Source organism: Janthinobacterium longum, assembly GCF_051380735.1.
Taxonomy (GTDB): Bacteria; Pseudomonadota; Gammaproteobacteria; order Burkholderiales; family Burkholderiaceae_D; genus Janthinobacterium.
The window spans coordinates 610,522-623,695 of sequence record NZ_JBNYXQ010000001.1 but is presented as its reverse complement, the minus strand read 5'-3'; the positions used below and the strand labels follow the sequence as shown (position 1 = coordinate 623,695).

Below are 13,174 nucleotides of genomic sequence, written 5' to 3'. Positions count from 1 at the left end.
CGAACGCCCATGACCACATCGAATATCACCATCACGCCTTCCGCCCATCCCCTGTCCGACGCCGAGCGCGGCGAGCGCATGAACAAGCCGGCCTTTGGCCGCGTGTTTACCGATCATATGGTGGTGATTCCTTACAGCGACGGCAAGTGGCAGCAAGGCGAACTGAAAGCCTACGGTCCGTTGATGCTGGACCCGTCAGCCTCGTCGCTGCATTACGGCCAGGCCATTTTCGAAGGCTACAAGGCGTTTGCCCAGCCCGACGGCAGCATCAAGACTTTCCGTCCTGAACAGAACGCCGAGCGCTTCAACCGCAGCGCCGCGCGCCTGGCCATGCCGTCCATCCCGGTCGAGCTGTTCCTGGAAGCGGGCGACGCCCTGATCTCGATCGACCGCAAATGGGTGCCAGGCAAGACCGGCGAGAGCCTGTACATGCGTCCACTGATGATCGCCACCGACCCATTTCTGGGCGTGCGTCCGTCAGAAGAATACCTGTTCGTGCTGTTTGCCTCGCCTGCCGGCGCCTACTTCCCGCAGGGCGTGAAACCGGTCACCGTGTGGATCAGCGAAGACTTCGTGCGCGCCGCACCGGGCGGCACCGGTGAAGCCAAGTGCGCCGGCAACTATGCGGCCAGCCTGATGGCCCAGTCGCAAGCGCAAGAGAAGGGCTGCGACCAGGTCGTCTGGCTCGACGCCGTGCACCGCGAATTCATCGAAGAGATGGGCGGCATGAACTTGTTCTTCGTCTACCAGGACGGCGACAAGGTGACCGTGGTCACGCCGGAGCTGACGGGCACCTTGTTGCCAGGCATTACCCGCCGCAGCCTGCTGGAGATGGCGAAAGACCTCGGCTACGCCACCGAAGAGCGCAAGCTGTCGGTACAGCAATGGCGCGACGATATCGCTTCGGGCCGCATGACCGAAGTATTTGCCTGCGGCACGGCCGCCGTCATCACGCCGGTCGGCGTGGCCAAGGCCAATGGCTTCGAGATGACCATCAACAATAACGAAAACGGCGCAGTCACCCTGGCCCTGCGCGAAGCACTGCTGGGCTTGCAGCACGGTACAAAGCCTGATACGCACGGCTGGATGCACAAGGTCTGCTGATTTACTGTGTCTGAATAACACCGCGCCGGCACCATGTTGCCGGCGTTTTTACATCGCTGGAGGAACCCCATGCAGCTGCGCTTTATATTGCCCGCCTTTGCCACACTCCTGTTGAGCCTGGCTGGTGGCCTGGCCCAGGCGGCCGACGCCCAGTGCGCCATCCCGCGCACTGTCAGCTACGCCGATTACGACGTCAGGCCATCGGACGAAAAGAATACCTGCTACAAGCAGAGCACGAATGTGCCGACTGATTACTTTATGCTGGCACTATCCTGGTCGCCCGGTTTTTGCGACAGCCAGCGCCGCCGTGGTGAAATCTCGAAGAAGGCTGCCTTCCAGTGCGCGGAAACTAACCACTTCGGCTGGATCGTGCACGGCCTGTGGGCACAATCTGCCAACCCGGCCAGCTGCGACGATATTTCCGTCACGCCGCCGCGCAAGACGGACCTGCATCCGCGGTACTGCAAGGGCAATTTGCCGAAACTGGCGCCGGCCGAGATCTTGCCCTACATGTGCATGCAGCCGGGTGAAGCGCTGCTGCAGGGCGAATGGGAAAAGCATGGCGCCTGCGATTTCGGCACGGCAAAAGAATATTTCGAGAAGGAACGTGAACTGTTCCAGGCCTTGAAATTGCCTGATACCAGCATGGACAAGAATGCGTTGTTCCAGTGGATGAAGCAACACAATCCGCAACTGAAAGGCCGCTGGCTGGGCTATGAAAAACACTCGGGCGAGCTGCGTATCTGCTACTCGAAGGATTTCAAGGTGATCGATTGTCAGAAATAAAGCAAGCCGTCATGGTCGGCGAGGATGGCCTGCCGCCCGGCGCGCGCGGCTGGGCCATGCTGTCGCTGGCGATCGGTGTCGGCATGGCCTCGCTCGATACGGCAATTGCCAATACGGCCTTGCCGGCGATTGCCAGTGAGTTGCACACGACGCCGGCCGCGTCGGTGTGGATCGTCAACGTCTACCAACTGGCGATGGTGGCGACCCTGTTGCCGTTTTCTGCCCTCGGCGAAATCGTCGGCTACCGCCGCGTGTTTATCTCAGGCATGTTCTTGTTCACCCTGGCCTCGCTCGCTTGCGCACTGGCCTGGTCGCTGCCGTCGCTGGTGGTGGCGCGCCTGTTTCAGGGCGTGGGCGCCAGCGCCATGATGAGTGTCAATACGGCGCTGCTGCGCGTGCTGTACCCCAGGCATTTGCAGGGTCGCGCCTTTGGCAATAATTCGCTGGTGGTGGCGGTGGCGTTTGCCATCGGCCCCACGGCCGCTTCGCTGATACTGGCGACCGCATCGTGGCCGTGGCTGTTCGCCATCAATGTGCCACTCGGCGTGGCCGGGTTTTTTGTCGCCAGCCGCATGCTGCCGGCCACAAAGCTGTCAGGCCACACCATGGATGCGCGCACCGCGCTGTACAACGTGGGCGCTTTCGGCTTGCTGATTTTATTGTTCGGCGACGCCGCCCACCATGCGCCATGGACCACCTTGCTGCCAGAGCTGATGGCGGTGGTGATCTTCTTTATCCTGCTGCTGCGCCGCCAGAGCGGCCACCAGGCGCCGATGTTGCCGGTCGACCTGTTTCGCAGGCCGCTGTTTTTCCTGTCGTCGATGACGGCGATCTGCACCTTCGCCGCGCAAGGCCTGGCGTTTGTGTCGCTGCCGTTCTATTTCGAAGTGACGCTGGGCCGCTCGCCGATCGAAACGGGTTTTTTGATGACGCCGTGGGCCGTGCTGGTGGCGGTGATGGCGCCGATTGCCGGCAGGCTGAGCGACCGTTATTCGCCCGGCGTGCTGGGCGGCATCGGCCTGGCCGCGCTGGCCACCGGCCTGCTGACACTGGTGTGGATACCAGCCAACCCCAGCGTGGTCGATATCGGCTGGCGCATGGCGCTGTGCGGCATTGGTTTCGGCTTTTTCCAGGCGCCCAACCTGAAAGCCATCATGGGCAGCGCGCCACCGCAGCGCAGTGGCGGCGCCAGCGGCGTGGTCGCCACCTCGCGCCTGGTCGGGCAGGCCACCGGCGCCGCGCTGGTGGCCTACTGCTTCACGGTGTCGGCCACGCACGGCACCACCTATGCCTTGTTGCTGGCGGCCGGCTTTGCGGCGCTGGCCTGCATCGCCAGCTTTTCACGGCTGGTGGTGACGCAGCCCGCGGCCCAGCCCTGAGGCTGTTCAGACATCGATCGCCTTGTCGGACTGCATGCGCTTGCGCAGTTCGAACTTCTGGATCTTGCCGGTCGAGGTGCGGGGCAGGGGGCCGAACCAGATCGCTTTCGGCACCTTGAAACCGGCCAGGTTGTTCTTGCAAAAGGCAATCAGCTCGGCTTCGGTAACGCTGGCGCCTTCACGCAGTTCGACAAAGGCGCACGGAGTCTCGCCCCATTTTTCGTCAGGCTGGGCAATCACGGCGGCAGCCAGCACTTGCGGGTGGTGATACAAGGCGTCTTCCACTTCCACGCTTGAAATGTTTTCGCCGCCTGAAATAATGATGTCCTTGCTGCGGTCTTTCAGCTTGATATAGCCGTCCGGATAGCGCACGCCCAGGTCGCCGGTATGGAACCAGCCGCCGGCAAACGCGTCCTGCGTGGCTTTCTCGTTTTTCAGATAACCCTTCATGCAGATATTCCCGCGGAACATGATCTCGCCGATCTGTTCGCCGTCCGGCGTCACCGGCTGCATGGTGTCCGGGTCGAGCACGGCCACTTCGCTTTGCAGGTGGTAGCGCACCCCCTGGCGCGACTTCATGACGGCGCGTTCTTCCGGCGACAGCCAGGCCCATTCCTCCTGCTCGGCGCAGATGGCGGCCGGGCCATACACTTCCGTCAGGCCATACGAGTGGATCAGATCAAAGCCCATTTCTTCGATGCGCGCCACCATCGCCGCCGGTGGCGGTGCGCCGGCCACCATGCCGTGCACGGTCCAGTCCAGCCCTTCGCGCCAGCTGGCCGGCGCATTGGCCAGCGCCGCATGCACGATGGGCGCCGCGCAGTAGTGCGTGATGTGCAGTTCGCGCATCAGGTCGAATACCAGCTTCGGTTCGAACTTGCGCAGGCACACATTGACGCCGGCGCGCGCGGCGATAGTCCAGGGAAAGCACCAGCCGTTGCAGTGGAACATGGGCAAGGTCCACAGATACACCGCGTGCTTGGGCATGTCCCATTCGAGGATGTTCGACACGGCGTTCAGCGCCGCGCCACGGTGGTGGTAGACCACGCCTTTCGGGTCGCCGGTGGTGCCGGACGTGTAGTTGAGGGCGATTGCATCCCATTCGTCGGCCGGCGGCTGCCAGGCGTAATCGGGGTCGCCGCTGGCCAGCAGGCTTTCGTAGTCGAGCTCGGCAAACGCCGCCACTTGCGGCCCCAGTTCGTCATTGACCTGTATCACGTGCAGGCCGGGAATCTGCGCCGCCATCTGGCGCGCCAGTTCGGCAAATTCAGTATCGGCCAGCAAGACCTTGGCCTGGCCGTGGCGCAGCATAAAGGTCAGCGAGGCCAGGTCCAGCCGGATATTGAGCGCATTCAGGACGGCCCCGGCCATCGGCACGCCAAAGCTCGCTTCGACCATGGCGGGCGTATTGGGCAGCATCACGGCCACCGTATCGCCCACGCCCACACCCAGTTTCACCAGGCTCGATGCCAGCCGGCGCGTGCGGGCATAGGTGTCGCGCCAGTTCTGGAGCATGCTGCCGTGTGCAATTGCCAGGCGATTGCCATATACTTCGGCTGCCCTGGCGATATAGTCGAGCGGGGTAAGGGCCGCATAGTTGGCGCTGTTCTTGCCCAGGCCGGTATTGAAATCGGGTGTCATGGTGCGTCTCCTGATTGAAAATCTGCTGCTCCCTGTGCGCGGGGCTGTTGATGCCAGCATAGCACCGCCACCGCAAATCCACTGTCATCCTGGTGACAACTGAGCTGCCCCCCAGGATGCACTTGCCGAAGGATGGAATGGAACACGATCTGCCCGAACTCGACAGCCACGACTGGTTCCTCGCCCTCGACGCCGGCCACCAGGCGCTGCTGCGCGCCGGCAGCGAGTTGCGCCAGTTCGAGGCGGGTACGCATGTTGCGCGGCGCGGCGAGCCGTCGCAGCACTGGCTCGGCGTGCACGCGGGCCTGATCAAGCTGGCCGTGTATAACGCCGATGGCCGTGGCGCCACGTTTTCGGGCGTGCCGGCCGGCGGCTGGTGTGGCGAGGGCAGCGTGCTAAAGCGTGAATTGCGCCGCTACGACGTGGTTGCCGTGCGCGATTCGGGCCTGCTGCTGGTGCCGGCCGCACTGTTCCACCGGCTGCTGGCCGAAAGCCTCTCCTTCAATGCCTATGTGATACGCCAGCTCAACGAGCGCATGGGCCAGTTTATTGCCACCATCCAGAACCAGCGCCTGCTGGACGTCGATGCGCAGGTGGCGCAGGCGATCGCGCAGCTGTTTCACCCGATGCTGTATCCGCGTACCTCCAGCGTGCTTGCGCTGTCGCAGGAAGAAATTGGCATGCTGACCGGCATTTCGCGCCAGCGCGTCAACCTTGCGCTGGGCCGGCTGGCTGAACTGGGCCTGATCAGCATTGCCTGGCAAGCCATCCGCGTGGTCGACCTGGACGGCTTGCGCCATTACGGCGTCGCGTCGCTGTGATGACAGACTGCACGCGCAAAGCATGGCATGCTGGGCGCTGTCATTGTCAAGCGAGTTGAAACATGGCCCTGGTTTCCCATTATCCGCAACACCTGCTGGGCCTGCGTTTTCCGCTGCGCCTGCGCGTCACCGTGCGCCAGGGTTTTGTTACCCTGCATAACGAGATCGCCACCCGTAAACTGGGCAGCGGCGACAGTTTCGTGGTGCCCGCCTTCCTGCGTTTTGCCTGCGATGTAATGCCTGGTCGCGGCAAGCCGGCCGTGTTCAGCCTGGCGCTGGAACAGGATGAAGCCGAGGGCCTGCATGGCGGCGGCAAGCGCTGGAGCCGTGCGCTGGCGCAGCATATTTTCCAGTCGCCGCAAGGCCAGTGGACGGCGGCCCGCCTGGCCGCGCTGTGGCAGGTAACGCCGCACAAGGCACGCTCCCGCCTGTTCGCAGAAGGCGAGGCCTTGCTCAGCCTGGTGCGCGAACAGCGCCTGGCGCATGCCCTGCATACGGCGGCGCAAGCCGATCCTGATGAAGACCGTGGGCTGGCGGAAGTGGCGGCCGGTTCCGGCTTTGCGTCGGTGCCCGCGTTTTGCGATGCCTGCTCCGATGTGGCCGGCGTGCGCCCAAGCCTGTTCCTCGGCGGGCCAGGACCTGCCCGGTGATACTCCGCTATAATCGCGGCATGGGACATTTCTTACAGCGCAAGCAGTGGAGTTTGTGGTTCGCCTGCCTGGCGCTGCTGCTCAATGCGCTGTTGCCGTCCATATCCCACGCGTTTGCCGCCAGCCAGGGCAGGGCCGTCGCCGAGATTTGCTCGGCCAGTGGCGCCGTGTACACGCAGGCTGACCTGGCCCCGCCATCCGAGCCGCAGCCGCGGCATATCAAACACTGCCTGTACTGCATGCACCATGCGGACAATCTGGCCTTGCCGCCATCACCGCCGCCGCTGCTTGCCGTGATCAAGGGACACGACCAGTATCAGCCGCTGTTCCATCAGGCTTTGTTGCCGCAGTTCGCCTGGCGCGGCGCCCGCCCGCGCGGCCCGCCAGCGTTCGCCTGAAGCATTCTTTCCGTTCCTGCCGCCTTGCGGTCACATTGAGTACTACGCCCATCGGGCCTGATATCCATGAAACGTCGCTTATTCCTTCTCGCCGGCACGGCGGGAATGCTGACGCTTGCCGCTTGCGGCGAGCCAGAACCAAAACCCCATTACAACGGCATTGACCTGACCGGTGGCGACTATAAGCCCGACTTCAAGTTGAGTGGCCCCGACGGCAGGGTCTACACCCTGGCCGACTTCAAGGGCAAGTATGTGATGGTCTTCTTCGGCTTCACGCAATGCCCGGACGTTTGCCCGACGGCGCTGTCGCGCGCCGTTGAAATCCGCAACAAGCTGGGCACCGATGCCGACAAGCTGCAAGTGATCTTTATCAGCATCGATCCCGAGCGCGATACGGCGGCCCTGCTGGGCGAATACATGCGCGCCTTCGACCCCGGCTTCCTCGGCCTGCGTACCGATCCGAAAAACACGGCGCAGACAGCCTTCAACTACAAGGTCTTTTACCGCCGCGTGGCCAGCGGCAGTTCCTACACCATGGACCACACGGCCATCAGCTATGTGCTCGACAAGGAAGGGCGCATGCGCCTGGGCCTCAAGCACCAACTGACGGCCGACGAATGCGTGCAAGACATCAAGACCCTGATGACCGCCAAATACACCCTGTAATCTTTTGAAAGGACTTACCATGTTCCAGCTTAAAACCGTCGTCGCCGCTACTTTGGCCGTACTCTCTTTTTCCGCCGCCGCGCAAAGTGCCGTGACCGTCTCCGAGCCGTGGGTGCGCGCCACCGTTGCGCAACAAAAGGCAACCGGCGCCTTCATGCAGATCACCGCGCCGAAGGCCATGCGCCTGGTCGAAGTGCGCTCGCCGGTGGCTGGGGTGGCCGAAATCCATGAAATGAGCATGAGCGACAATATGATGCGCATGCGCCAGGTGAAAGAACTCGCGCTGCCGGCCGGCAAGGCGGTCGAACTGAAACCGGGCGGCTACCACGTGATGCTGCTCGACCTCAAGGGCCAGGTGAAGGCCGGCGACAAGGTGCCGCTGACCCTGGTGCTGGAAGGCGAAGGCAAGAAGCGTGAAACCATTCAGGTCAATGCCGTTGCCCGGCCGCTCGCCAGCGCGCCTGCGGCGCATGCGATGCAGCACTGATCGTTGCTAACTTTGATTAAGGCGTGAAAAATGGCGCGCATACAGCAGAGCCGGTAGTCAAAAGCAACCAATAGTCAGGCATGTATTCTGCTTTGTTACACTGTCACCATCGGTCGCCCGCACGGGGCCAGGCAGCTTTGTAACTTTATTGGCAGAATCATGCACCTTATTAGCTCCAGTCTGAACCACGCCTTGCGCGTGCCGCTGGCTGCGGAAATCCATTCGCGGCCCTTTTTGCAACTCGATGCACCAGAACTGATCACCCACCTGGCCGTCTACAGCAACGACCAGCCAGGTAAGGATGTATCCAATATGCAAGCCCAGCACGCTACGCTGGCGGCGCTGTGCACGCATTTTGGTGTCACCGGTCCCAGCAGCGAAGCGAAATATTTTTATTATGACTTCGGCCGTTTCCGCCTGAAGTGGGAATGTCATACGGAATTTGCGACATTCACTTTTGCCGAGCATCCCGGGGCTCCGCTACCGCTGGCGCAAGCGTTCGAGTCCATGCCGCTCGAACAACTTCCGCAGCAATGGCTGGCGGGCCTGAAAGGCAAGCTGATGGTGGCGGCGCACGTGGTGCTTGAGCGCGCGGTCGAACCGGCCGACACTTACATGCAGGGCCTGTCGCGTGTGTTCGAAGGCAATACCCTGGTTGGCAGCGGCGTGCTGCAGGGCGGGGAATTGTGGACCGACTTCACCATCCAGTCCGACGGCTTCAGCCGTTTCATTATCCGCGACGCCGGCATGCGCTCGCAGCAGTCGGGCCGGCTGGTGCAGCGCGTGCTGGAAATCGAAACCTACCGCATGTTTGCCCTGCTGGGCCTGCCTTATGCCATGCAGGCCGCGCCGTCGCTGAACGCGATTGAAAATGAACTGGCGACCCTGGCCGCCGCGATGGTCGAGACCGATAATGCGCGCGGCGATGATGGCGCCTCCGAGCAAGCCTTGCTGGACCGCATCACGCGCCTGGCGGCCCGCATCGAAAAGCTGTCGCTCGACAATAGCTACCGTTTTTCTGCCTCGAAAGCCTACATGGGCCTGGTCCGCGCCCGCATCGACGAACTGCGCGAAGTACGCATCGAGGGCATCCCGACGGTCGGGGAATTCATGGACCGCCGCCTGACGCCGGCCATGAGCACCTGCGAAGCGATGGCCAGCCGCCAGGAAGCGATGGCCCAGCGCATCGCCAATACAAATGACTTGCTGCGTACCCGCGTGGGTATCGTGCAGGAGCTGCAGAACCGGCAGATATTGCAGTCGATGAACGAACGCGCCGCCCAGCAACTGCGCCTGCAGCAGGCCGTCGAGGGATTGTCGGTGGCGGCGATATCCTACTACGTGATCGGCCTGTTCAGCTACACCGGCAAGGCGGCCAAGGTGATGGGCTTGCCGGTCAATCCGGAAATCCTGGTTGGCGCGCTGGTGCCGTTCGTGGCGGCCGGCGTGTGGCTGGGCTTGCGGCGCATGCATCGCAAGCTGCATGTGCACTGAGCGGTACGACAGTCATGCCCGAATTTTGCTATCGTCCGGCATCTTGCCTAACAAGGAGCCATGGTGATAGCGAATGTCGGTGATATCTACAGTGTATTTTCAGTCGAGCTGCAGCAGTATGTGGCGTGCCAGGTAACCCATGTCCAGCCGCCCAGGACTCCCAGGGGCAAGCCGCTGGCGGCCGTGCTGGAGCTGGACTGGAGCGGTGACGCCTTGCCCGATGCGGCGGCGGCCAGCCGCATGCAGCCTTTGCGCTACAGCTATTATTTTGTCAGGAATCGCCTCGACCACGCTTTTGTGACGGCCAACGTGCCGCCTGAGTACGTGTTCATTGCCAATCTGCCGCCGTTGGTGGAAGACGAGGTCAACACCTACAAGTTCGGCTGGGACGTGGGCGCGAGCATGGCGCGCCAGCGCAGCTGGGAGCAGATCGATCCGGCCCTGCGCAAGCAATTCAAGGCCGCTTCCAGCGCGCACAAGGTGATCGTTGGCGGCGTGAAGCTGTCGCAGAACGCGACCCGCATCAACGACAGCGTGCTCGATGGTGTCAAGGACTTGTCCGAGCTGGATCAACTGCCTTGCCTGATGACCGTTGAAACCGCGCACGGCACGCCTGAACTGATGGCCTATATCCAGCAGCATCCGTTTATTAACGAGCTGCACTGGCAATCCCCGTCGGTCACTGAGATCGATGTCAGCACTACCCGCCTGAGCCGCTTTATCCTGCAGCCCGATGGGATCACCAGCGTGCGCCTCAATCGCGGCCTGTCTTTTCTCTCGCTGACGGCCATGCCGTCGCCGCAGCTGCAGGTCGAGCAGACAGAGCAGGGGCGCGACCTGGAATTGCAATGTACCGCCGGGTTGCCGCTCTTGCAGGGCCTGGACCAGTTGGGCGCCTTGTCGCTGACCGCCGTCAGGGAGATCGATCTGGCGCCGGTGGTGCAGCGTTTTGCGCATTTGCGCCAGTTGCGCCTCTGGGGCAAGCCCGGCATGGCGCGCAATATGCAAAGCATCGCCCAGCTGCCCCAGTTGCAGATGCTGACCACGTTTGATGTCTTCGGCTTTGAAGCGGACGACTTTCCATCGCCCGAGCAATTGCCGAAACTGGCCAGCCTGTGGATGAACAGCGTGCCGGCCGACGTGGCCAAGGCCGTCAAGACGGCCTACAAGAAAGCGGTGGCGCAGGGACTGGATTTGTCTATCAGCAAGCCGCGCAAACCGGAATGGCTGGCCGAGAACTTGCACAATCCGTTTCGCGACTGGGACGGGCGCGAGCAGATTTCCGCAGCCCAGGCGAAAAAGGCGGCACTGGCCTACAAGAACTTGCTGGCTGCCACACGCGGCATCGACGCCAGCATGCGTGCGGCCGAAGCGGCAGCCGCGCTCGACGCCATGGTAATGGCTTATACCGAGGATTTCAACAAGATGGACCGCCGTTCCAGCATTATCGAGACCGTGGAACGCGAGGAAATCTACAGCGTGCTGGTCGATGTATTGACGCAACTGGAGAGCGAGCTGGGCGCGGCGCTGGTGAACCAGCAGCGCTTGCTCGAGTTGTTTGACAGGCTGCGCGAATTCTGAAGCAATCCAGAAATAAAGGTCTAGACTTTAATATCTAGATACTTTATTCTGGATGCATGACAACCCAACTCACCAAACCTGCTCCTACCCCCGCCGAACTGGAACTGCTGCGCATCCTGTGGCAGCACGGCCCGCTTGATGCGCGCGCCGTCTATGACGCGCTGGCTCTCGAACGTGCCGACGCCAGCTACGCTGCTGTTTTGCGCCAGTTGCAGCTGATGCATGGCAAGGGCCTGCTGAGCCGCGACGAAAGCCGGCGACCGCAGCGGTACGCGGCCGTCGAGGCACAGGAAAAAGTGCAGACCAGCCTGCTCAAGGACCTGATCGGCAAGGTGTTTGCCGGCTCCGGCAAGGCGCTGGTGCTGACCGCGCTGCGCGAGCATGTGAGCGAGGCCGATCGCTTGGAAATTGAAAAAATCCTCAGCAATAAAGATTCCGGCAAGCCATGAACTTGTCGCTGTTGATCCCCGCGCTGGGTTGGTCCCTGCTGTATTTCGTCTGGCAGGGCCTGGTTGTCGGCGTGCTGGCGGCGTCAGGCTTGTGGCTGCTGCGCAGCGCTGATGCCCGTGCCCGCTATGCGCTGTGCGCGCTGGCGCTGCTGGCATGCGTGGGCATTCCCCTGGCGCATCTTCTTTATCTGCTCGGTGCAGACGAACTTCCGGCCCCTGGCTTGTCGGTCGCTGCGCTGAACGCATGGATGCCCTCGCTGGTGCTGGCCTGGAGCGCCGGCGTTGCGCTGATGAGTACGCGCCTGCTGCTGGGCCTGGCCTGGGTAGCCCGGCTGCGCCGTCAGGCCATGGCCGCGCCTGCCCTCTGGCAGGCGCGTCTCGATGCGCTGGCGCAGCGCATGGGCTTGCGTTTTCTTGTGCCGCTCAAGCTGCACGACGCGCTGGCCAGCCCCGTGACGGTCGGTTTTTTCCGTCCTCTTGTGCTGTTGCCGGCCTCCTTGTTGAGCGGCATGCCGGTGGCGCTGATCGAGGCCTTGCTGGCGCATGAACTGGCCCATGTACGGCGCTGGGATTACCTGGTCAATCTGCTGCAAAGCGTGGCAGAGTCACTGCTGTTTTTCCATCCCGTGATCTGGTGGCTGTCGGCGCGCATGCGGATCGAGCGCGAGCAGGTGGCCGATGCGCTGGCGGCGCAGGCATTGCAGGACCCGGCGCTGCTGGCCAGCGCGCTGCATCAGTTGTCCTTGCAGGCTGCTACGCAACATCACAGTCAGCTGATGCTGTCGGCGCGCGGTGGCACGCTGCTGCTGCGTATCCGGCGCCTGATGGTGCCCGAGCCTATGCCTGGCCGCGCAGGCTGGAAACTGGCCGTGCCGGCGGTGCTGCTCGCTGTCGCTGCCTTGACGACGCAAGCGCAGCGCCAGCCGGCAGCAGCACCAGTGCCTGCGCCAGCGCAGCTTGCCGCCAGCATGCTGGCGCTGCCCGTCAATGCGCGCCATATGCTGGTGATCGACGACAGCAGCGGCAAGGTGCTGATGGCGAAAGACGCCGACACCATCGTTCCGATCGCCTCGATCACCAAGCTGATGACGGCCATGGTGGTGCTCGACGCCAGGCTGGACCCCAATGAAGCACTGCGCATCGTGCGCGCCGATGGCGAACCGACACAGCGCCATGGCATGCTGGCCGATGGCGTGAAGGTGCCGCGATCGGTGGCGCTGCAACTGGCGCTGCTGCCGTCCGAAAACCGCGCCGCTGCCGCCCTGGCGCGCACCTATCCGGGCGGGCGCGCGGCGTTTGACCTGGCGCTGCAAGCGAAGATCCGCAGCCTGGGCCTGAAGCGCACCAGCCTGGACGACCCGGTCGGCGTCTCGCCGGCCAATACCTCGACCGCCACCGAAGTGGCGCGTATCGTGGCGGCCGCCGCGCGCTATCCCGAGATCGTCCGCATCACCACCGCCGCGCAGGCCAGCGTGGCCGTCAATGGCAAGTCGCGCACCCTGCACAACACGAATGCGCTGGTCGGCCATGCCGGTTGGGACATCGCACTGTCGAAGACCGGCAGCAGCAAGCAGGCCGGCAGCTGCCTGACCATGCGCATGAAGAGCGGCGGCAAGCATGTCACTGTGGTGCTGCTCGATGCCGATGGCGCCGAGCGGCGTGGCCTCGATGCGGCCAATATACGCACCGCGCTGGCGGGACAAACCCATTTTTAACCC

At 63.0% G+C, this 13,174-nt stretch carries 13 protein-coding genes; 12 read left to right on the top strand and 1 reads right to left on the bottom strand.

What is annotated here, in order from left to right:
- Nucleotides 1-9: 9 nt before the first annotated feature.
- The 3 genes from ACQ4WM_RS02775 to ACQ4WM_RS02765 all read left to right on the top strand — a co-directional run bounded on the left by ACQ4WM_RS02775 (nucleotide 10) and on the right by ACQ4WM_RS02765 (nucleotide 3,269).
- Entirely contained in the window at nucleotides 10-1,104 is a 1,095-nt protein-coding gene (locus ACQ4WM_RS02775) for a branched-chain amino acid aminotransferase (protein WP_436545187.1), read from the top strand.
- Nucleotides 1,105-1,173: 69 nt separating this feature from the next.
- Nucleotides 1,174-1,890 carry a ribonuclease T2 family protein gene (locus ACQ4WM_RS02770; protein WP_436545186.1) on the top strand — a complete coding sequence of 239 codons (717 nt, stop codon included), beginning with the start codon at nucleotides 1,174-1,176 and terminating at the stop codon, nucleotides 1,888-1,890.
- 11 nt (nucleotides 1,891-1,901) lie between these two features.
- Complete coding sequence (locus tag ACQ4WM_RS02765; protein ID WP_436546193.1) at nucleotides 1,902-3,269, top strand: MFS transporter; 1,368 nt, start codon at nucleotides 1,902-1,904, stop codon at nucleotides 3,267-3,269.
- A 6-nt stretch (nucleotides 3,270-3,275) separates the two neighbouring features.
- Here the strand turns inward: ACQ4WM_RS02765 and ACQ4WM_RS02760 are convergent, their stop codons facing one another.
- Nucleotides 3,276-4,910 carry an acyl-CoA synthetase gene (locus ACQ4WM_RS02760; RefSeq protein WP_436545185.1) on the bottom strand — a complete coding sequence of 545 codons (1,635 nt, stop codon included), beginning with the start codon at nucleotides 4,908-4,910 and terminating at the stop codon, nucleotides 3,276-3,278.
- A 137-nt stretch (nucleotides 4,911-5,047) separates the two neighbouring features.
- On the opposite strand from ACQ4WM_RS02760, the gene ACQ4WM_RS02755 reads away from it, so the two are divergent.
- From ACQ4WM_RS02755 to ACQ4WM_RS02715, 9 genes are all read left to right on the top strand, one after another.
- Nucleotides 5,048-5,731: a Crp/Fnr family transcriptional regulator gene (locus ACQ4WM_RS02755; RefSeq protein WP_436545184.1), complete on the top strand. Its 684-nt coding sequence runs from the start codon at nucleotides 5,048-5,050 to the stop codon at nucleotides 5,729-5,731.
- Between the two features lie 62 nt (nucleotides 5,732-5,793).
- Complete coding sequence (locus ACQ4WM_RS02750) at nucleotides 5,794-6,381, top strand: helix-turn-helix transcriptional regulator (protein WP_436545183.1); 588 nt, start codon at nucleotides 5,794-5,796, stop codon at nucleotides 6,379-6,381.
- Nucleotides 6,382-6,401: 20 nt separating this feature from the next.
- Nucleotides 6,402-6,779: a DUF2946 family protein gene (locus ACQ4WM_RS02745; protein WP_436545182.1), complete on the top strand. Its 378-nt coding sequence runs from the start codon at nucleotides 6,402-6,404 to the stop codon at nucleotides 6,777-6,779.
- Nucleotides 6,780-6,845: 66 nt separating this feature from the next.
- Nucleotides 6,846-7,445: an SCO family protein gene (locus tag ACQ4WM_RS02740; protein WP_436545181.1), complete on the top strand. Its 600-nt coding sequence runs from the start codon at nucleotides 6,846-6,848 to the stop codon at nucleotides 7,443-7,445.
- Nucleotides 7,446-7,464: 19 nt separating this feature from the next.
- Nucleotides 7,465-7,932 carry a copper chaperone PCu(A)C gene (locus ACQ4WM_RS02735; protein WP_436545180.1) on the top strand — a complete coding sequence of 156 codons (468 nt, stop codon included), beginning with the start codon at nucleotides 7,465-7,467 and terminating at the stop codon, nucleotides 7,930-7,932.
- Between the two features lie 159 nt (nucleotides 7,933-8,091).
- Nucleotides 8,092-9,426: a DUF3422 family protein gene (locus tag ACQ4WM_RS02730; protein WP_436545179.1), complete on the top strand. Its 1,335-nt coding sequence runs from the start codon at nucleotides 8,092-8,094 to the stop codon at nucleotides 9,424-9,426.
- A gap of 60 nt (nucleotides 9,427-9,486) precedes the next feature.
- On the top strand, nucleotides 9,487-11,007 hold the full coding sequence (locus ACQ4WM_RS02725) for a hypothetical protein (RefSeq protein WP_436545178.1): 1,521 nt from the start codon (nucleotides 9,487-9,489) through the stop codon (nucleotides 11,005-11,007).
- 56 nt (nucleotides 11,008-11,063) lie between these two features.
- On the top strand, nucleotides 11,064-11,456 hold the full coding sequence (locus ACQ4WM_RS02720; protein ID WP_436545177.1) for a BlaI/MecI/CopY family transcriptional regulator: 393 nt from the start codon (nucleotides 11,064-11,066) through the stop codon (nucleotides 11,454-11,456).
- Entirely contained in the window at nucleotides 11,453-13,171 is a 1,719-nt protein-coding gene (locus tag ACQ4WM_RS02715; RefSeq protein WP_436545176.1) for a M56 family metallopeptidase, read from the top strand. Before ACQ4WM_RS02720 ends, ACQ4WM_RS02715 begins: the two co-directional genes overlap by 4 nt.
- The last annotated feature ends 3 nt before the right edge of the window (nucleotides 13,172-13,174 follow it).